This is a genomic window from Clostridium sp. TJA038, assembly GCF_058310255.1.
Genome location: NZ_JBZEFA010000005.1, coordinates 18,068 through 38,308, shown reverse-complemented (window position 1 = coordinate 38,308; position 20,241 = coordinate 18,068). Strand labels below are relative to the sequence as shown.

The following is a 20,241-nucleotide window of genomic DNA, read 5'->3' as shown; positions in this document are numbered from 1 at the left end:
AATCCCCCACCTTGCTATAAATTATTCCTCAAAATATTTTCCTTGATAAATGTCATTATCTTCAAGAGCCTTATCAATTGCATTTAAAACTTCCCATTTCTTTAAACTCCACATAGGTCCTATAAGAAGTTCTCTAGGTGCATCACCTGTTAATCTATGTATAACCATATCTTGAGGTATTCTACTTATAGCCTTACATATTAAATCAATATATTCTTCTTGAGATAGAAACTTTAACCTTCCTTCTTCATAATCCTTAACCATTCTTGTTCCCTTCATTAAATGAAGTAAATGAAGCTTTATTCCTTGTGCTCCACATCTTGATACATAATCAACAGTTTCTAACATCTGCTCTTTACTTTCCCCAGGAAGACCAAAAATACAATGAACTACAGTATCTATTCCCCTTTTCTTTAATCCTTCCATAGCTTTATCAAATACTTCTAAATCATATCCTCTATTAAAACTTCTAGCAGTATCATCATGAATAGTTTGAAGCCCTAACTCTACCCAAGTATAAACCTTCTTATTCATCTCCTCTAGTAAATCTAAAACTTCTTCATTTATACAATCTGGTCTTGTTCCTATAGCTAAAGCAACAACACCTTCTTTATTAATTGCTTCCTCATATTTTCTTCTAAGTTCCTCTACAGGAGCATATGTATTTGTATAAGCTTGAAAATACGCTATGTACTTTCCTTCTTTCCATTTTTTATTCATCATATCTTTAACATTGTCAAACTGAGTTGAAATGCTTAAAGTTCTTTGACCTGCATAATCACCTGACCCCTTTGAACTACAAAATGTACATCCACCCTTAGCTACCTTTCCATCTCTATTTGGACATGTAAATCCTCCATCTAAACTTATTTTAAATACCTTTTCTCCAAATTTTTCTCTTAAAAATCTATTTAAAGTATTATATCTTTTATCTCCCCATGTTTTTCTTTTTTCCATTTATATCACCTTTTCATTAAAATAAAAATTTCTTTAAAATAAAAAAGTTAATCATAACTTTTTATTTATGATTAACTTATTTTATATTATACTATAGTTTTTTAAGTTTAAAATCTTTTAAAGATATTTTATATCTTCCTGTTAAATTGCTTTCACCATTATTTTTTGATGCTTTAGTAACATTCATAATTATATTATTGTCTTCTATTCTCTCATAAATTAGATTATATTCTTCTTCATTAAATATATCATCTAATTCTAAATAAACTATCTCTCCACTACTTTTATAAACCTTAAACCTATTATTATTTTCTTTAATATAATTTACAATAACATATCCGTCATCCTCTGAAAAATGTAAGCTAGTAATTTTACTTCCTCTTAAAACATCTAAGGAAGTTATTTTTTTTCCTATTAATTTATTACTATCTTTCTCCTCTTTTCCTTCTTCTTCACCTTCTTTTACTAAAGTTTCCTTAGCATCTTCAACCTCAACAACACCTATGTAAGAATCCTCATTTTTATATGTTGAAATTGCAACTTTATCTCCTGAAAATGAAATTTCTAAAACTGAAAATTTTTCTTTAGGCACATCCACCTTTGCTATGTCAATAACATTAACTTTAGGATAAATTTTATTAGGTATGCTTTTTAAATCTATTAAAGTATTTATCTCTACTTCATCATCTTTTCTTATTTTTAATTTATCTTTATTAGAAAACACATTATAAAGTTCTCTAGACTTTAATTTTGAAACTTTATAATTTCCCTCCTTAGTTTTCATAACCTCTAAATAATATTCCTCTAAACTTGCTTTAGGCTCATCTTTTTTACTCCTTGTAATATTAAACTTAAACATTGTTTTATTTCCCATTTGAGCAGTTGAAATTTGTTTTATACCTATAATTTCATATTCTTTGTTAGGAATAACTATTATATTTTTATCAATATCTTCATTTGAAAGCTCTTTAATCTTTTCAATATTATTTTCTTTAATAGCATTTATATATTCTTTTGCAACTTCTACAGCTATTTTATTGTCAAAATATATACTTTTAACACTTTCTTTTAACTCCTTGCTTTCCTTTATATTACTTTGAACCCCATTACAACCTACAAGAAAAAATAAGGATGTTAAAAATAAATATAAGCCTATTTTTTTAAACATTTAATCATTCCTCTCTTAAAATAAGTCCTTTTCTTAGGTTTTCCAAATAGATTAAAAGTATTAAAAAAATAATAAACTTTACTTTTTAGATTTAAGAATAAACCTTCTTTACAACTTATATATTTAGTTAGGGAGGTGATTTAATGAAAAATATTATAAAAGTCTTTCAAGTAGCTTTTGTTTTTATAGGAACTATAGTTGGAGCAGGACTTGCCTCTGGAAAGGAAATAACAAACTTCTTTACAGTTTATGGCTATAAAAGTTTTCTAACTATTATTTTTACAGGATTATTTTATATCTTACTTTGCAACATAATTTCAAGAATCAGTATTAAACACAAATTAAATTCTTATAGTGAAGTAATAAGTATTGTAAGTCCTAATATTTTAGGTAAATTAACAGGAATAATAACAACATTTTACTTAATATCTAGTGCTTCTATAATCTTAGCTGGTAGTGGTGCTTTGTTAAACCAATACTTTGGTATTCCTAAAATTATAGGCTCACTTTTTATGGCTATTATAGCTTCATTAATTCTTATGAGAGAAACTAATGGATTAGTTGAGATAAATTCTATTATTGTTCCTTCTCTAATAATAGTAATAACTACACTTATGATTCTTTATGTAGCCTTTTCAAAGGACCCAATTACTACAGAAGCATTAATATCATCTACACCAACTCTTAGCAAGGGAGTTTTTACCTCTGGACTTCTTTATGCTGGATATAACATACTTTGTTGTTGTGGAGTTATAGTTCCTTTAAGTAATGAAATAAAAAATAAAAAGATAATGACCCTTGGAATTATTTTAGGCTCTGTTCTTTTAACAGTAATATGCTTATTTATAAATTCAATGCTTATGGTAAACCAACCTCAAATATTCCAATATGAAATTCCCCTTCTTTATATTGCAGATAGATTTGGGAAACCTATTCAAATAATGCTTTTAATGATTATTTTAGCTGAAATGTTCTCAACTGAAGTTTCAGATGTTTATTCAATAAGTAAAACTCTTACTAAGAGCTTTAAAATAAAATATAAACATGCTATTTTTGTAGTTTTAATTTTAGCTCTTCCTATTTCTTTAATAGGCTTTTCAAATTTAATATCAACCTTATATCCAATGTTTGGGGTATTAAGTTTAGTATTTATAATTCAATGCATATATTTTTACTTTTTTAAATTCAAAAAGAAAAATAAAAAATAAAACTGGGAAAATAATTCCCAGTTTTATTTTTTAATAAATTATCTTAGGTACATTATCTTTTATATCCATAATAGTTGGGGGATAAAAAACTTTCATTTCTCCACTTGACCTAAGCTCTGCCATTTTAGTTACAGCTACATAAACATCTGATATTTTATACCATGTTGCATAATTTACAACGCCAGTTTGAGGTAAATTAAATATTTTTTGAAAAGTTCTAACCGATTCTCTACTTCTAGGTCCAAACTTACCATCAACAGCAATTTTAGGAATTAAAGGATATGCTTTGGAAATATAATTTAACTGTTGTTGTACTGTTTTTACAGCTTCTCCAAAAGAACCTGAAGTTATATTATATCCTGGATAAGATTTTGGACTTCCTTTAACTTTTTTTGCAGACCTTAACTCTAAATCATCTCCATAAAAAGATGTTAAAATATCATAAGGCGCTTTCCCTTGGTCTCCTAAATATTTACTTCCCCATTGTGTCATCCATCCTGGACATTTAACATTAATACCATCACAATATTGTGCTAAAAGTGGTTGTTTAGCATTAAATCTTTTCATATATGTTGAAAAAATTTCATCTACAATTCTGCTTATATTATCATAAAAATTTCTTCCATAGCTAAAAGCATGGTCAAAAGCTGTTGAATTAGTTATATCAAAATTTTTTCCCTTTCCTCTATACCATTCTGTATATATTCTATTTAATGTAAAGGAAATTATAGCATAAACATTGGCTCTTATAGTATTTTCAGACCAGGTTGAGAATATTTCACAACAAGCAACATTTTTAATATAATCTTTATAAGAAACTTTGTAATTTGCTACAGAATTATCATTTGGTTTTCCATTGTGAACAACTATATATTCAGGAACTATAGGTTCTGGTAAAACCACCGTTCCCTTTGCTGGTGGTAATTCTTTCTCCTCTGACTCTGGAATTTTAGGTGGGAAATTTCCAACTAATCTATTAGGTTGTATATCAATAATATCTTCTCGCCTATAATCTCTACTTTCAAGTAAATTTATGTTTTGAAGTGCAACCCTTGAAGGATATATTTGAACACCCTTTATTTCTACAGGAGAAAAACCTGCTCTTTCAACAATTATTTCTGCAAAACTATAAGGAATAGAACCTGGATTATTAGAATTTTCTATAGGTGGTGCTGGTAACTCCACAGTATCTGTACTTCCTGTATCATCTGTATATACTTCTATTGTTTCTCCAATAGCTACTCCATCTTCTCCTGTTTGAGTTATTTTAACCTTACATTTATCAATAGGTATATATTTATTTTTTTCACTAAAACATTGAACTTTTAGTCCTCCTAAAGCCATATAAGTTCTCCTAATATAAAATTAATACTCTATATTTTATGATTTTATTTTATGATTTGTTAACAACTTAATTATCTTCTATTTATTAATAAATCCATAGTTTTATCTAAGCAAACAAAACCATAACCTAAGTCTGGATTTGGATAAGCTTGACCAAATATAGTTCTTTTTGCTCCTTTTATTAAATAATATTTTATTCTTTCTCCATACAAAAATGGGTCATTATTTTTTATTATTCCCCATTCAAAAAGAAGTGCACATATTCCTGCAACCTGTGGTGCTGCCATTGAAGTTCCACTTTTTGTATCAAAACCTTGGTCCTCAATTGTTGATAGTATATTTTCTCCTGGTGCAACTAAATCTGGTTTTATAAGCCACTCTGGTCTTACAACGCCTCTCCCTGAAAATGCAGATAAATTATTATTTAAAAAATTATAGCTACCTACAGATATAACTCCCTCTACAGTAGCTGGTATTCCTAAAGTATTATAAACATCAGGTTGTAAAAATCTTGTTCTTTCATTTAATCCTTCTGCTATAGGAAGCCAAATATCAAAAAATCCCTCATAATTGTTTAATTTTTTCACTATAATTTTCCAAACTCCAGAGGTTATATGTCCTCTTAAAGGTAAAATACTTATAGTGCTTTGTCCTTGTATATCAAAAGGTTTAGGTCCTGTACTATAAACAACTATTTTTTCTCTTCCTACAAATCTTTCTTTATAATCTTCTGATAAATCCATAGGTCCTGTGCTAATACCTGTTGGAGAAATAACTTCAATAGATACATCTACTAAAACAGGCTTATAAAAGTCTAAAATTATTCCTGTTTCTTCTTCTCCTATATTTAAATCTAACTCCTCCACCTTCTGCATTTTTCCACCTACATGGTGAGAACTATTACCTTCATTACCAGCAGCAACCACAATAATAGCTTTTTGTAATTGGGTAAAAACTTGTATATATTTTTCTAATAAGCTACTTCCATTATGAGAACCATCATTTGTACTTAAGCTTATATTAACTACTAAAGGTTTATTAAGTTCATTACTTTTATCCATTAAAAATTTTAATCCTCTCATAAGTTGAGTACTTAAAGCAGCCCTTAAACTATTATCACTAGTTATTTTCACCATAGCTATACTACTTTTATATGCAACACCATAATTATCAAAATTTATATTCCCTCCTGCACAGGCTATTCCAGCAACATGAGTTCCATGACCTGATAAATCTACTTCAGGAACTATACTAAAGGGGTCTTCAGCTCTTAAAGCTTCATTTATTTTATTTTTATCATAAACAGCTCCACTTTCAAGATTATATATATATTCAATTCTAGTGTTTCCTTCATTATCTTTAAAAGCATCATGAGTGTAATCTATTCCCGTATCTAAAAAACCTAATAATATTCCTTCTCCCGTTAAATTATAATTATTCCAAACAGAAGGAATACAAGAAGCTCTATTACTATCATAAGAAGATGTATATAAAATTTTAGGAAGTTCTATATATTGCAATCCTTCTAGTTCAATTATTCTATTTAAATCATTAAACTTTATTATAAGAATCCCAAAACCATAGCCTAAGTCATCAACTTTAGCACCTATTTTATCTACAGACATTTTAAACTTTTTATAATTTTCTCCATATAAAACTACAAGTTCTAACTCACCATTATCTGATGAGTACTTATCTATTAAACTATTTAATATTTGTTTTGGTATTGTATTTATAAAATCTATCCCTACTTTATATTCATTTTCCAAAATAAAACTCTCCTTATTTATTGATAATGATTTATAAATTTAATTTTAATATGGCTTTTATCTTATAGTTATTTTATTCAAAATTTACTTAATTTGATAACTTTATAAATAAAAAAGGATAGCTAAATCTAGCTATCCTTTTTCTTTATAAATCAAACTCTATTTTATATAATTTTGCAATAGGTTTTAATTCTTTTATATTAGCAGTTTCTGTTCTCATACTACCATTATTACTTATTAATAAAGCTTTAACGTTATCTAATTTTTTTATTTGTCTAACAACTCTTTTTCCATTAAACTCAACTAGGCATATAGAATTATTTTCTATCTCTTTTATTGAATAAGATAATGCTAAATCTTCTTTTTGTATTCTATAACCAGCCATATCGTTATTTTCTATTTTTAAATAAAAAACTTTATTAGCTGCATGACCGTCTATTTTATTTGAAGCAGTTGGAAGTTGTTTATATCCTTTTACTTGTGATAAAGAATAATCATAAATAGGTACATTTTTTAAAACTGATCCAAAGGCTTGATTCCAAACCTCATTAACTTCCGCTGGTTTTGTCTTTTTAATTTGTCTTTCAGCTTTAATCTCTTTTTGAAGTTCTTCATCTGTAACAACCATATTTATATCATTTAAATCTGTATTTAAAACCTTTGATACCTTTGATATAAGTGCTTCATTTATTATTTTTCTTCCTGTTTCAACTTCATTTATGAATTTTTCTGCTACACCTAATTTTTTTGCTAAAGCTTTTTGTGTAATTCCACTCTTTTCTCTAGCCTCTTTTATTCTTTCCCCAACTCTACTCATTTTAAGCTTTTCCTCCTTGCATACCTTTATACCATTCTCTCTCTTCAATCAAATGTTCCACAAGATAATCAAACTGCCAATCCTTTGAGGTTTCTGTAACTACAGCCATTATAGGATTTTCTGTTATAAGCTTTACTGCTGAAACCATCATTTGCAATTCTTCATCAGGGAAATTGCTAAAAATAACAACTTTCTCATCAAAATTTTTATTTGAAACAACTTCAAATCTAAAACCATCTAAAATATCTTGAACGTTCATTGAAGTCATTTCATCACTTATATTTATAACCTTGTGCCCTGTTATTTGAAGGTCTTTTATCTCTTTTTCGTTTAAACCATAAGTTAGAATAGCCTTGCTGTTTTTTAACATATTCATGCTAATCTACCTCCCATACATTTATAAATTAAAGTATTTCTGGTTCTCCTATATTATCTGCATTTTCTACAGTTACTTTAGCCATAACTTGTGGTTCATCTGGCATATCGTTATAATCAGTTTTTACATTTGCTATTTTATCAACAACATCCATACCTTCTATAACTTTACCAAAAGAAGCATATTGTCCATCTAAATGTGGTGAATCTTCATGCATTATGAAAAATTGACTTCCTGCTGAATCAAAATTCATAGCTCTAGCCATTGATATAACTCCTCTTGAATGTTTTAAGTTATTTTGGAATTGATTTCTTGTAAATTCACCTTTTATTCTATATCCTGGATTACCCATTCCTGTACCCTCTGGGCATCCTCCTTGTATCATAAATCCTGGTATTATTCTGTGGAATGTTAATCCATCATAAAAACCTTTCTTTACTAAACTTACAAAGTTTTTAACTGTATTTGGAGCAACCTCTGGGTATAATTCTATTTTTATTTTATCTCCATTTGCCATTTCTATTGTAACTATTGGATTCATATTATTAATTCTCCTTTCAACTTAACTATTTAGTATTATTTACTTAAACTAAAATCTTAATCCTTCTTTGTATAAAATTATATATTATTTCTCATAACAATGGAATATTGCTTAAATATTAAAAAATAAAAATAAGGTAACATATATAGCATTTAAACTTTAAATTCTATACATGTTACCTTTAAATCTATTACAAAATCTTTAAATCTCAATCTCTTCATAAATATCTTTTAAGCAAAAGTAGTTCCCACTACTACTCTTGAATAATCTTTATAGTTTGATAAATTCTTAACATTAATTTTTGAAATAATATTGTCTCTTCCCTCTTTATTTATCATATCTGTAAATAAACAAGTTAAAAAAGTTGTTGAAACTCTTCCAACTCCTGTGAAGTCCAACTCTACTTCTCCATTAAAATTTTCTTCAATATAATCTCTTAGAACTATTGCATCCTCAACGTTTAACTTCTCTCCTAAAAACTCTTTAACGTTTATTATCATTGTCAATTCCTCCCTATTTCTGCAATCACCATGAAGTTTTTTTCAAATTTTCTGAAAATTCTCTTTACAGTTATTATAATACCAACCCCCTAATAATTTGTCAATATTTTAACGAACTTTTTTTGTTAAAAATTTAAAATAAAAAAATCTACAGAAATATTTAAGCATTTCATACTCTGCTTTAATATTTCTGTAGACTAATTTTTATATCTCTAAAAGATTTCTACTTAAATTTAATATCTCATCATCTTCTAATGAATTAAAAATATATAGTTCACCTTTTTTCTTAGAATCATTTAAAATATTTTTTTCTTTTAATCTTCTCTCTAATTCTCTTACAGTACCCTCACTTCCATCTATAATATCAACTTCATTTCCTACTATATCTTGTATTACTTTTTTAACAAAAGGATAATGTGTACATCCTAAAACTATGCTAGATATCTTTTTCTCTTTATAAGGCTTTAATTTTTCCTTTAAAAAAGTTCTTACTTCTTCTCCATCTAAATCTCCCTTTTCTATAAACTCTACTAATCCAGGACAAGGAAGTGGTATAACCTCTCTATGCTCTCCATATTTATTCATAAGATTTTTAAATTTTTCTTGAGTTAAAGTCGCCTTTGTTGCCATAACTATTACAACTCCTGTATCATGTAATTTTATAGCTGGTTTTAAAGCAGGTTCTATTCCTATTATAGGCATGTCTTTATAATATTCTCTAAGATTTTTAGCTGCTGCAGATGTAGCAGTATTACAAGCTATTACAACAGCTTTAACCCCTTTTTCTCTTAAAAATTCAATTGCTTTAAAGGAAAGTTCGGTTATTTCTTCTGGAGTTTTTTCTCCATAAGGAGCATGCTTAGAATCCCCATAATATATATAATTTTCATTTGGCATTATTTCTAAAGCTTTTTTCAAAACACTTAAGCCTCCTAAGCCAGAATCAAAAAAACCTATAGGCGCATTCTTTAAATCATCTTGCATTGCTATCCCTCACTTTTAAGTACTTAATTTAATCCTAAGATAATTTTATAACTTTCTTAAAAATAAATCTATTAAAATTCATATTTTACACTTATACTAAAATATAAAATATATTGACAGTAATATTCTATTGTAATAAAATCTTTTTAAGAATATGTATATAACGAATATTCTTAGATAAATATCATATCATTATACGTTTTTAAACAACCAAAAATAACTATAGTCATAAAAATGAAAGGATGTGAACAGAAGATTATTACAATATATAAATTACTAATATATTTGTATTTCTTCTAGATTATTATGAACAACAATTTATTATTTACAATTCCTAAAAAATATCATAATAAAGAAAGTTTAATTTCTATTTTTGAAGAACACCCTGAGATAAAATTCGTATCTTTAGTTGGAGTTGATTTAGCTGGTAACGATACTGATGAAAAAATTCCATCTAAATTATTCTTAAAGGACATGGAATCTTTCCTTCATGGTACAGCAGTACAAACTGACGGTTCCTCTGTAGTACTTCCAGGCATAGCAACATTAAATAACGCAAAAGTTGATATGATAGCTGATTTAGACTGTAATTGGTTCGTAGACTACAATTACGATTTTATAGACCCCTTAAGCAATAGACCTGTAGGAACACTTAGAATACCTTGCTTTTTAATTCATGAAGATAAAGCAGTAGACTCTAGACATATCTTAAAAAATGCAATTGATACTTTCAAATCAAACATATTAAATCTTTTAAAAAAATATCCAGAAACTTTAAATGAATTAAATATAAAATTTGATGATATAGAAGACCTTTTATTAACTTCTGCAACAGAATTAGAATTTTGGGTTAAAACACCAAATGATAAAGCTTTAATTGAGGAACTTTCTACTTCTGAAGTATTACAAGAACAATATTGGACAAGAACTAAAGGAAATGTTAGAACAGCTTTAGAACAAAGTTTATTATATATGGATGCTTATGGCTTTGAACCTGAAATGGGACATAAAGAAGTTGGTGGAGTAAAAGCTAAACTTACTTCCTCAGGCCAATTCGACCATATAATGGAACAACTAGAAATAGACTGGAAATATTCTGATGCTATGCAAGCTTCTGATAATGAATTATTTATAAGAACCTTAGTAAAAGAAACTTTCAGAAGAAATGGATTAGAAGTAACTTTCCTTGCAAAACCAATAGCTGGAGTTGCTGGTAGTGGTGAACATACTCATTTAAGCATAAGTTTAAAATTAAAAAATGGAAAAATAATAAATTTATTTAATCCAACTAAAAATCATTTCCTAAGCAAAATAGGCTATGGTTCTATAATGGGTATATTAAAAAATTACGAAGTTATGAATCCTTTTATTTCAGCTACAACAGATTCATTAAAGAGATTAAAACCTGGTTTTGAAGCTCCTGTTTGTATAGTTACATCTCTAGGACAAAGCCCTGAAATTCCTTCTAGAAATAGAACTATATTAGCAGGTTTAATAAGAGACCCTCATAATCCTTTAGCAACTAGATTTGAGCTTAGATCTCCAAATCCATTTACTAATACTTATCTTTGTATAGCTTCAAGCTATATGGCCATGTTAGATGGTATAAAATATGCTTTAGAAAATAATAAAACAGAAGATGAACTTTTAAAAGAACTATCTAAAAAACCTGGTGAAGAAGCAGACTATTTAGAAAAATCTAGAGCTTATAGAAGTGAAGAGGATGTCTTTGAAGACTTTACAGAAGCTCAAAGAAATGAATATTTTGGTGTAGCTCCATGTACTGTTTTTGAAAACTTAAATGCCTTTGATAAATATAAAGAAAAAGTTGAAGTTTTAAAATTCAATTCTGTATTTACAGACAAACTTATAAATAGTTTTAAAATGGCAACTACTAAGAGATGGACTACAGAAATAACTTCAAGAATAATTCCTTCATATACAAAGGATATAAGAGAGGCTAAACAACTTCATTGTTGCGATAAAGCATTAGACCTTGATGTTTCAACATGGATGACTATAAATGAATTAAGACATGTAACTATGAAAGATACTTATCATAGAAGAAGCCTATTTACTCAAATCAAAAATGCTATAAATGAATCTGATTTTGAAAAAGCTTCTGATTTACAAATAAAACTTGATAAAAATATAAGTGAATTAAGAGAACTTTATTCAACTTACAAAAAGAATTTATTAGATATATAAATTTAGAATATATAATAATTTTAAAATTAAAATGGCCTTTTTAAAAAAGGTCATTTTTTAATTATATGTATTTCCTAAATTTATATAATTCTTACTTAATATCTCAAAAGAATAATCTTCATAGCATACAAAAGGATTATTATTTATTATATCTTCAGCTTCTTTAAAATTATTAGCATGAAATATTATAGTACCTCTATTTCTAAAGTAAGCCCCACCACATAATACATACTTTTTAGCAGTAGTATCATTATATCTTTTAGCTTTATGCTCTATTTGTAATTTATTACTTCCATTTACCTTATAATTTATTTTTACAAACATACCACTACTTTTAGTCATATAAATTAACCTCCTAAAATTTATTATATGCTATTATATTATGTTAACTTTTAATATATTCCTAAATTAAATAAGAAAAATAAGAACTTATGTTCGTATTTCTTCTTAATTTTATAAAACATATGTTCCCTTGTCAAGGTAAAAGAATATAATCTTTATAAAGATTTAATAAATAAATTAATTTTCACTTCTCCTTAATTTAACTTGAATATTAATGTTTTTATAGTATAATAACTAAGTACTTTTAAAATAAAATAATAATTTTATATCTCTAAAGAACTCAAAAATTATCCACAGGTTTCAATTTTTAAAGTTATCCACAGTTATTCCTTTAATTTTTTTATCCACAAAATTAAATAAAAAAAGCTCTGTCTAGCTATTAACTAAACAGAACCTTTTATATACTAAATTTTTATACTAAATTAAATACTTCTAACTCTCTATTATCTGCCCCTTCTTTTTGTAATTCTACTAGGGCTTTTAAAGTATCTAAAGAAGTCATAACTCCTATATTTCTTTCTATTGCTGCTCTCCTTATATGGAAACCATCTCTTTTAGAGTCATTAGCTTTAGTTGGAGTATTTACAACTAAATCTATTTCTTTATTCTTTATTAAATCCATAATATTTGGAGAATCCTCTCCTATTCTTCTAACTTCTTTTGCATCTATTCCAGCCTCTCTTAATTCTTTAGCTGTTCCTTTAGTTGCTATAAAGTTATAACCTAGTTTATCTAAATCCTTAGCTAAATCAATAAACTCTTTTTTATCATGTTTCTTAATTGTAGCTAATATTGTCTTTCCTTTATCTCCTGTATACATTGAAGCCCCAACAAATCCTTTATATAAAGCTTCAAAGACATTTCTTCCTACACCTAATACTTCTCCTGTAGACCTCATTTCTGGTCCTAAACTAACTTCAACATTAGGAAGTTTTTGTGTTGAGAATACAGGTACCTTAACTGATACTAAATCAGGTTCCTTATAAACTCCTGTTCCATATCCTAAATCTTTTAACTTTTCCCCAAGCATTACTCTTGTAGCTATATCAACTATAGGAACTCCACTTACTTTTGATATATAAGGTACTGTTCTTGATGCTCTTGGATTAACCTCTATTACATAAAGTTTTCCTTCAAACTCAATAAACTGAATATTTATCATCCCTTTTATTCCTATACTTAAAGCTAATTTTTTAGTATATTCTAAAACATCTGCCTTTATTTTCTCTGAAATATTTTGAGCTGGATACATAGTTATGCTATCTCCTGAATGAACTCCTGCTCTTTCTAAATGTTCCATTATTCCTGGAACTAAAACATCTTCTCCATCAGATATTGCATCAACTTCTATTTCTCTACCCATTAAATATTTATCTATAAGTATTGGATTTTTAGAGTCTTTTTCAAAGGCATTTGTTAAGTAATATGTTAGTTCCTCTTCATCATGAGTTATCTCCATACCTTGACCACCTAATACAAAGGAAGGTCTAACTAATATTGGGAAACCTAGTCTTCTAGCTTCTTCTAAGCCTTCCTCTAAGCTCCAAACTCCTTTTCCTTTAGGTCTAGCTATATTAAGTCTTTCTAATAAGTCATCAAATTTTTCTCTATCTTCTGCTAAATCTATTTGGTCTGAAGTTGTACCTAAAGTTGGAATATTCTTCTCCTTTAAGAACTTAGCAAGTTTAATAGCTGTTTGTCCTCCAAATTGAAGTATAACGCCATTAGGTTTTTCCTTATCTATTATATTTAATACATCCTCTTCAGTTAAAGGTTCAAAATATAGTTTATCTGAAATACTAAAGTCTGTACTTACAGTCTCTGGATTATTATTTATAACTATTGTTTCAATACCTTGTCTTCTAAGTGCCATTACACAATGAACTGAAGCATAATCAAATTCAATACCTTGACCTATTCTTATTGGTCCTGAACCTATAACTATAACCTTCTTATTATTTGAAACTGTTACCTCATCATATTGCTCATAAGTTGAATAATAGTATGGTGATAATGCTTCAAATTCTCCTCCACAAGTATCAACCATCTTATATGCAGGTTTTATATGCCATATATCTCTTAATCTATATATTTCATCTGGAGAAACCTTAAGCATATTAGCTATAGCTTTATCTGAAAATCCTCTTCTCTTTAATTTTAATAACCACTCTCTATTTAATTCATCTATTGTACTTTGCTTAAGCTTTTGTTCTTCTTCAACTAGCCATCTAAATTTCTCTAAGAAGAATATATCTATACCTGTTATTTTTGAAACCATATCTATTCTATATCCTCTTCTTAGCATTTCAGCTAAAGCAAATATTCTCTCATCATCTGGAGAAACTACCCTTTCTCTTAACTCATACATTGAAAGATTTTTAAATTTTTTATGCTCTAAGGAATACTTACCTATTTCTAATGACCTTATACCTTTTAAAAAGGCAGCTTCAAAATTACTACCTATAGCCATTATTTCTCCTGTTGCCATCATTTTAGTTCCTAAAGCCCTATCTGCCCCTTGAAATTTATCAAAAGGCCACTTTGGAATTTTTACAACTACATAATCTAATGATGGTTCGAAACAGGCATATGTCATTCCTGTTACTGCATTTTTTATTTCATCTAGTCCATATCCTAAAGCAATCTTTGCTGCAACCTTAGCTATAGGGTAACCTGTTGCTTTAGAAGCTAAAGCTGAGGACCTAGAAACTCTTGGATTAATTTCTATTACTGCATATTCAAAGGAATGTGGATTTAAAGCAAACTGCACATTACATCCACCCTCAATACCAACAGCATTTATTATATCTATTGAAGCACTTCTAAGCATTTGATACTCTTTATCTGATAAAGTTTGACTTGGTGCTACAACTATTGAATCACCTGTATGTATTCCTACAGGGTCAATATTTTCCATGTTACAAACAGTTATACAATTTCCAAAGGAATCTCTCATTACTTCATATTCAATCTCTTTCCATCCCTTTACACTTTTTTCTAAAAGAACCTGCCCAATGGTACTTAACTGTAGTCCTGAAGTTAATGTTTCTATTAACTCCTCTTCATTATTAGCTATTCCTCCACCAGTTCCTCCAAGAGTATATGCTGGTCTAACTATTACTGGATAGCCTATCATTCTAGCAAAAGCAATTCCAGAATCTAAATCTGTTATTATTTCACTTTGAATAACAGGTTGATTGATTCTATTCATCATATTTCTGAATAATTCTCTATCTTCTCCTTCTTTAATAGACTCTATGGAAGTACCTATTACCTTAACATTATATTTATTTAAAATTCCTTTTTCATAAAGTTCAACAGCAAGATTTAATCCTGTTTGACCACCCATTCCAGCTAAAAGAGAATCTGGTCTTTCTTTTTCTATTACCTTCTCTAAAAATTCAACAGTTAATGGTTCAAGATATACCTTATCTGCAATTTCTTTATCTGTCATTATTGTAGCTGGATTTGAGTTTACAAGTACAACTTCAATACCCTCTTCCTTAAGTGCTTGACAGGCTTGTGTTCCTGAATAATCAAACTCCGCTGCTTGTCCTATTATTATAGGACCTGAACCTATTACTAAAACTTTTTTAATCTCTCTATTTAATGGCATATTACTTCCTCCTTATAATGCATACTTCATAAACTCATCAAAAATATATTCGCTATCCTTAGGTCCTGGACATGCTTCTGGATGAAATTGTACTGAGAATATAGGTAATTCCTTATGTCTCATTCCTTCTACTGTTCCATCATTCATACTTATATGAGTTATTTCCATATTTTCTGGTAAAGTAGCAACATAGTATCCATGATTTTGTGATGTTATATGAACTCTATTTCTTATTAGGTCTTTAACAGGATGATTACATCCTCTATGTCCAAACTTAAGCTTTTTAGTTTCTCCACCTAGGGTTAAAGCTAATAATTGATGTCCTAAGCAAATTCCAACTATAGGTTTTTTCCCAACTATCTTTCTTATTTCATTTACGGCCTCTTCCATGTCCTCTGGATCTCCAGGTCCATTTGATAGAAATACTAAGTCTGGGTCAATATCTAAAACATCTTCTGCCTTAAAATTGTAAGGAAATACTGTAACATTGCATCCTCTTTTAACAAAATTTCTAATTATATTTTGTTTTATTCCAAAATCTATTACTGCTACATTTTTTCCTTCTCCTAAGATTTCATAAGGCTCCTTAGTAGAAACTATTGAAACAGCATCTTTATTTGAAAAAGCATTTAATTTATCTTTAACATCTTCTAAATTAGAATTATCTAAAACTATAATTCCTTTCATTGTTCCATTGTTTCTCAATATTTTTGTTAAAGCTCTTGTGTCTATTCCATCTATACCTAAAATTTTATTTTGAGCTAAATATGTTTCAAGTTCTAACTCACATCTAAAATTATTAGGATATTGACACTTTTCTCTAACTATAAATCCACGAACCTTAGGTTCTCTTGATTCTAAGTCTTCTAAGTTTATTCCATAGTTGCCTATTAGAGGATAAGTCATTGTTACTATTTGTCCATAGTAAGAAGGGTCTGTTAAAACCTCTTGATATCCTGTCATTCCTGTGTTGAAAACAACCTCTCCAACACACTCCTTTAAATACCCAAAGGCTTTTCCTTCAAATATTATGCCATTTTCTAATATAAGCTTTGCTTTCATTTTAGACCTCCTATTTAAATTCATTTTAAAAACACACTTTAAAAGGTCTTAATTAATCTTGCCATATTGTAATTATTTTTATTAAAAGAAAGAGGTATTAGAGTGATTTCAAAAATAAATCACTCTAATACCTCTTTTTCTCTTTTATATGGAATTGTATTAAAATACAAAGCTAATTCATTATTTAATTTATATTGTTTTTTTGTATAAAAAAAATTGCTATTTAACATGTTTATACCTCTTTCTGGCCTCACGGGACCAATTTAAAGTGTATTTTATCTTTGTTGATAAATTCTTATTATCAATTTTAATTTATTAAATTTATATAGTCAAGTATCTTTAACAAATTTAACAAGTATTAGCAAAAATTTTTTTTTGTAAAAAGTTAAGGTGCTAGATGTAAAACACCTAGCACCTTAACTTAATTTCAAACCTATACCTACTTCATTGTCCTATTGAAGCAATTATAATTATTATACATATAAAGCATTTTGTCAATGGAATTCATTGAAATTATATAATTATTTAGACAATTCTATAATTTTATAACGATTACTATTGATTAAAAATCTAATAGAATTCACCTTTATAACTTAAAAAGCATAGTTTAATAATAGATAAAAATTTTATAGGAGATATTTTATGGAAATAATTTATCCAGATGATTTTATTAGATTTTTTAATAAAGAAGAAGAAATTGATGAAGTAGGAGAATTTGAAATTATACCAGATGAAAAAAATATTTTTCCAAATGAATATTTGAAAGAAAGTATCAATTCTTCAATGTTATATAGAAATGATGATGAAGATGATTTTAATAATTCTAATTTAACTAGCACAATAAAGAACATACCTTATTTTATAGAAGATTTACCTTATGCAATAAAAGATGTAGGACATGATTTTATGCATAGTGCTCCTGTAGGATATTTTACTAATATGCTGCCTCTTCCTACTAACTGGCAAAGCCCACAATCTCCATCACCTTTAGGTCCACCACCTTCTTATATACCTTCAAAAAAAGATGATGGGGTTAAAAATATAAAGGATTTTAATAATTCTAAAGCTAAAAACATAAGTGATACTTCAATAAAGTTTTGCCAATATCGTTTCACTTATATATGGCAAAATAACGGTAGAAGTTATTGGGCTTACTTAACTAGAGTAGATAAAAAATCTTTATCTGGTTGGAGATGGGCAGGATTTAGATGGGTTTATTTTGGAGTGGACTTAAAAAGGATAGATTCATTTATTTGTTATTAAGATTATAATTATTAAGCTAAAGGAATTTATTAAATAAAAATATTTAATAAATTCCTTTTAACTTTCAGTCATAAAACAAATATTTTTGAATTATATAAGCTTTTATTTTTTAGAAACAAATTTATTATCTTTAATATAAAATCTCCATAAAAAATCTTTAGCTTCCTCTGCATAATCTATACCTATTCTCTTACTTTCAACAATATTTAATTTATCGTAAGTATTTGAATCTTCAATGTAAATTTCATCACTATTTAAGGTGTTTATACCATTTTGATTTTTATCTATACCAAAAGCTTTACATAATTTTGATGGTCCATTAGAAAAATTTTTCTTTTCATAATTATTTAATTCCTCTAGCTTTTTACCATATCTTAAAATGCTCATTTCCTCAATTCCTTCTAAGGGTTCAATTCCTCTTATAAGAACTCCTGCAGCTATATCTTTTTCTTCAGTTATTAAATTAAGACAATAATACATGCCATATATTATGTAAACATATAAAGTTCCAGGAGAACTATATAAAGTTTCTGTTCTATTTGTTCTTTTTCCACCATAAGCATGAGAAGCTTTATCTATAGCACCTATATAAGCTTCTGTTTCAACTATTTTTCCCTTTAAAGTAACTCCATTTATTTTTCTGACTAAAATTTTTCCTAAAAGTTCCTTAGCTACTATTAAAGTATCTCTATTACAAAAATCTTCTCCTAATCTCATAAACACACCTCTATAAAACATATAAATTTATTTTTCCTAAAATAAGAATATTAATTTATGTTTAAAATAAAATATTTTTAAAAAGACACCTAAACTAAAGTTTAAGTGTCTTAAAAACTATCTTATTTGACCATTTCCATAAATTATATATTTATTTGTTGTTAACTCCTTAAGACCCATTGGTCCTCTAGCATGTAATTTTTGAGTACTTATTCCAATTTCAGCTCCAAATCCAAACTCTCCACCATCTGTAAATCTTGTTGATGCATTAACATATACAGCCGCGGCATCAACTCTTTGAAGAAACTTCTCTGAATTAAAATAATTTTTAGTTACTATTGCTTCTGAATGCTTTGTTCCATACTTGTTTATATGTTCAATAGCTTCATCTAAATCTTTAACAACTTTAACTGCAAGAATATAATCTAAATATTCTTTTCCCCAATCCTCATCAGTTGCTAATTTTATATCCTTTACTATATCTTTAGCTTTCTTACAACCTCTTATTTCAACACCTTTTTCTCTTAAAGCTTCTACTGCTAATGGTAAAAATTCCTCTGCAATTTTCTCATTTATCAGAAGCTTTTCAGCAGCATTACATACGGCAGGTCTTGATGTTTTAGCATTTACTATTATGTTTATCCCCATAGCTATGTCAGCTTCATCATCTATGTATATATGACAATTACCTACTCCTGTTTCTATTACTGGAACTGTAGCATTGTTTACTACTGCCTTTATAAGACCTGCTCCTCCTCTTGGAATTAAAACATCTAAATAATCATTTAGTTTCATAAAATCTGTTGCAGTTTCTCTTGAAGTATCTTCTAATATCTGAACTGCTCCCTCTGGAAGCCCTGCTTCCTTTAAGGCATCACTAATAATTTCTACTATTTTTAAATTAGAATTTATAGCTTCACTACCACCTCTTAAGATAACAGCATTACCTGTTTTTAAACATAAAGAAGCGGCATCAGCTGTTACATTAGGTCTTGCTTCATATATTATTCCTACAACTCCTAAAGGGACTCTTTGAACACCTATTCTAAGTCCATTTGGTCTTTTAAACATAGATGTAACTTCTCCTATTGGGTCATCTAATTTAACCACATCTGCTACAGCCTTTGCTATTGATTTAACTCTCTCTTCATCTAATTTTAATCTATCTAACATAGCATTAGATGTTCCTTTTTCTAAGGCTCTTTCTATATCCTTTTTATTTTCTTCTAATATCTCATCACATCTTTTTACTAAAGCTTCGCTTATTTTTAATAAGCCATTATTTTTTTCATCAGTAGATGCAAAAGAAAGTTCATAAGAAGCTTCTTTTGCTTTTTTTCCCTTTACAATAAGCTCATTATTCATTTTT

Annotated in this window: 17 protein-coding genes; 3 read left to right on the top strand and 14 right to left on the bottom strand. The window is 27.9% G+C overall.

What is annotated here, in order from left to right:
- Positions 1-21: 21 nt before the first annotated feature.
- Both mnmL and AC4FQV_RS09205 read right to left on the bottom strand, forming a co-directional pair.
- Positions 22-957 (bottom strand): tRNA modification radical SAM protein MnmL/YtqA, encoded by a 936-nt coding sequence (gene mnmL / locus AC4FQV_RS09210; RefSeq protein ID WP_491140047.1) that lies wholly within the window; start codon positions 955-957, stop codon positions 22-24.
- A gap of 91 nt (positions 958-1,048) precedes the next feature.
- A complete protein-coding gene (locus AC4FQV_RS09205; RefSeq protein ID WP_491165370.1) occupies positions 1,049-2,125 on the bottom strand; it encodes a hypothetical protein in 1,077 nt (358 codons plus the stop codon).
- 143 nt (positions 2,126-2,268) lie between these two features.
- Here AC4FQV_RS09205 and AC4FQV_RS09200 point away from each other — a divergent pair, with 143 nt between their 5' ends.
- Entirely contained in the window at positions 2,269-3,333 is a 1,065-nt protein-coding gene (locus AC4FQV_RS09200) for a YkvI family membrane protein (RefSeq protein WP_491140050.1), read from the top strand.
- Positions 3,334-3,363: 30 nt separating this feature from the next.
- On the opposite strand, the gene AC4FQV_RS09195 is transcribed toward AC4FQV_RS09200, so the two are convergent.
- From AC4FQV_RS09195 to murI, 7 genes are all read right to left on the bottom strand, one after another.
- Complete coding sequence (locus tag AC4FQV_RS09195) at positions 3,364-4,677, bottom strand: peptidoglycan-binding domain-containing protein (protein WP_491140051.1); 1,314 nt, start codon at positions 4,675-4,677, stop codon at positions 3,364-3,366.
- A 71-nt stretch (positions 4,678-4,748) separates the two neighbouring features.
- Complete coding sequence (locus AC4FQV_RS09190) at positions 4,749-6,446, bottom strand: S8 family serine peptidase (protein WP_491140052.1); 1,698 nt, start codon at positions 6,444-6,446, stop codon at positions 4,749-4,751.
- A 145-nt stretch (positions 6,447-6,591) separates the two neighbouring features.
- Positions 6,592-7,263, bottom strand: coding sequence for a S24 family peptidase (locus tag AC4FQV_RS09185; protein WP_491140053.1), 672 nt, complete (start codon positions 7,261-7,263; stop codon positions 6,592-6,594).
- Position 7,264: 1 nt separating this feature from the next.
- A complete protein-coding gene (locus AC4FQV_RS09180; RefSeq protein WP_491165369.1) occupies positions 7,265-7,639 on the bottom strand; it encodes a DUF3783 domain-containing protein in 375 nt (124 codons plus the stop codon).
- Between the two features lie 28 nt (positions 7,640-7,667).
- Positions 7,668-8,180 (bottom strand): peptidylprolyl isomerase, encoded by a 513-nt coding sequence (locus AC4FQV_RS09175; RefSeq protein ID WP_491140055.1) that lies wholly within the window; start codon positions 8,178-8,180, stop codon positions 7,668-7,670.
- Between the two features lie 230 nt (positions 8,181-8,410).
- Positions 8,411-8,680, bottom strand: a complete 270-nt coding sequence (locus AC4FQV_RS09170; protein WP_491140056.1) for an STAS-like domain-containing protein — start codon at positions 8,678-8,680, stop codon at positions 8,411-8,413.
- A 204-nt stretch (positions 8,681-8,884) separates the two neighbouring features.
- On the bottom strand, positions 8,885-9,664 hold the full coding sequence (gene murI / locus AC4FQV_RS09165) for a glutamate racemase (RefSeq protein WP_491165368.1): 780 nt from the start codon (positions 9,662-9,664) through the stop codon (positions 8,885-8,887).
- Positions 9,665-9,970: 306 nt separating this feature from the next.
- On the opposite strand from murI, the gene AC4FQV_RS09160 reads away from it, so the two are divergent.
- Positions 9,971-11,872 (top strand): type I glutamate--ammonia ligase, encoded by a 1,902-nt coding sequence (locus AC4FQV_RS09160; protein ID WP_491165367.1) that lies wholly within the window; start codon positions 9,971-9,973, stop codon positions 11,870-11,872.
- 57 nt (positions 11,873-11,929) lie between these two features.
- Here AC4FQV_RS09160 and AC4FQV_RS09155 read toward each other — a convergent pair whose 3' ends face one another.
- From AC4FQV_RS09155 to carA, 3 genes are all read right to left on the bottom strand, one after another.
- Entirely contained in the window at positions 11,930-12,214 is a 285-nt protein-coding gene (locus tag AC4FQV_RS09155; protein ID WP_491165366.1) for a YciI family protein, read from the bottom strand.
- A gap of 412 nt (positions 12,215-12,626) precedes the next feature.
- Positions 12,627-15,830: a carbamoyl-phosphate synthase large subunit gene (carB, locus tag AC4FQV_RS09150; RefSeq protein WP_491140060.1), complete on the bottom strand. Its 3,204-nt coding sequence runs from the start codon at positions 15,828-15,830 to the stop codon at positions 12,627-12,629.
- Positions 15,831-15,842: 12 nt separating this feature from the next.
- The gene (gene carA / locus AC4FQV_RS09145) at positions 15,843-16,892 is read right to left on the bottom strand and encodes a glutamine-hydrolyzing carbamoyl-phosphate synthase small subunit (protein ID WP_491165365.1); all 1,050 of its coding nucleotides are present in this window, start codon (positions 16,890-16,892) and stop codon (positions 15,843-15,845) included.
- 642 nt (positions 16,893-17,534) lie between these two features.
- Between carA and AC4FQV_RS09140 the strand changes: the two genes are divergently transcribed.
- Positions 17,535-18,155: a hypothetical protein gene (locus AC4FQV_RS09140; protein WP_491165364.1), complete on the top strand. Its 621-nt coding sequence runs from the start codon at positions 17,535-17,537 to the stop codon at positions 18,153-18,155.
- A gap of 102 nt (positions 18,156-18,257) precedes the next feature.
- Here AC4FQV_RS09140 and AC4FQV_RS09135 read toward each other — a convergent pair whose 3' ends face one another.
- A complete protein-coding gene (locus AC4FQV_RS09135; protein ID WP_491165363.1) occupies positions 18,258-18,872 on the bottom strand; it encodes a DNA-3-methyladenine glycosylase in 615 nt (204 codons plus the stop codon).
- Positions 18,873-18,989: 117 nt separating this feature from the next.
- Positions 18,990-20,237 carry a glutamate-5-semialdehyde dehydrogenase gene (locus AC4FQV_RS09130; protein WP_491165362.1) on the bottom strand — a complete coding sequence of 416 codons (1,248 nt, stop codon included), beginning with the start codon at positions 20,235-20,237 and terminating at the stop codon, positions 18,990-18,992.
- Positions 20,238-20,241 lie beyond the last annotated feature (4 nt).

Coding starts and splice junctions, on each gene's coding strand:
- mnmL (WP_491140047.1), bottom strand. CDS start 957: ATGGAAAAAAGAAAAACATGGGGAGATAAAAGATATAATACTTTAAAT.
- AC4FQV_RS09205 (WP_491165370.1), bottom strand. CDS start 2,125: ATGTTTAAAAAAATAGGCTTATATTTATTTTTAACATCCTTATTTTTT.
- AC4FQV_RS09200 (WP_491140050.1), top strand. CDS start 2,269: ATGAAAAATATTATAAAAGTCTTTCAAGTAGCTTTTGTTTTTATAGGA.
- AC4FQV_RS09195 (WP_491140051.1), bottom strand. CDS start 4,677: ATGGCTTTAGGAGGACTAAAAGTTCAATGTTTTAGTGAAAAAAATAAA.
- AC4FQV_RS09185 (WP_491140053.1), bottom strand. CDS start 7,263: ATGAGTAGAGTTGGGGAAAGAATAAAAGAGGCTAGAGAAAAGAGTGGA.
- AC4FQV_RS09180 (WP_491165369.1), bottom strand. CDS start 7,639: ATGAATATGTTAAAAAACAGCAAGGCTATTCTAACTTATGGTTTAAAC.
- AC4FQV_RS09175 (WP_491140055.1), bottom strand. CDS start 8,180: ATGAATCCAATAGTTACAATAGAAATGGCAAATGGAGATAAAATAAAA.
- AC4FQV_RS09170 (WP_491140056.1), bottom strand. CDS start 8,680: ATGATAATAAACGTTAAAGAGTTTTTAGGAGAGAAGTTAAACGTTGAG.
- murI (WP_491165368.1), bottom strand. CDS start 9,664: ATGCAAGATGATTTAAAGAATGCGCCTATAGGTTTTTTTGATTCTGGC.
- AC4FQV_RS09160 (WP_491165367.1), top strand. CDS start 9,971: ATGAACAACAATTTATTATTTACAATTCCTAAAAAATATCATAATAAA.
- AC4FQV_RS09155 (WP_491165366.1), bottom strand. CDS start 12,214: ATGACTAAAAGTAGTGGTATGTTTGTAAAAATAAATTATAAGGTAAAT.
- carB (WP_491140060.1), bottom strand. CDS start 15,830: ATGCCATTAAATAGAGAGATTAAAAAAGTTTTAGTAATAGGTTCAGGT.
- carA (WP_491165365.1), bottom strand. CDS start 16,892: ATGAAAGCAAAGCTTATATTAGAAAATGGCATAATATTTGAAGGAAAA.
- AC4FQV_RS09140 (WP_491165364.1), top strand. CDS start 17,535: ATGGAAATAATTTATCCAGATGATTTTATTAGATTTTTTAATAAAGAA.
- AC4FQV_RS09135 (WP_491165363.1), bottom strand. CDS start 18,872: ATGAGATTAGGAGAAGATTTTTGTAATAGAGATACTTTAATAGTAGCT.
- AC4FQV_RS09130 (WP_491165362.1), bottom strand. CDS start 20,237: ATGAATAATGAGCTTATTGTAAAGGGAAAAAAAGCAAAAGAAGCTTCT.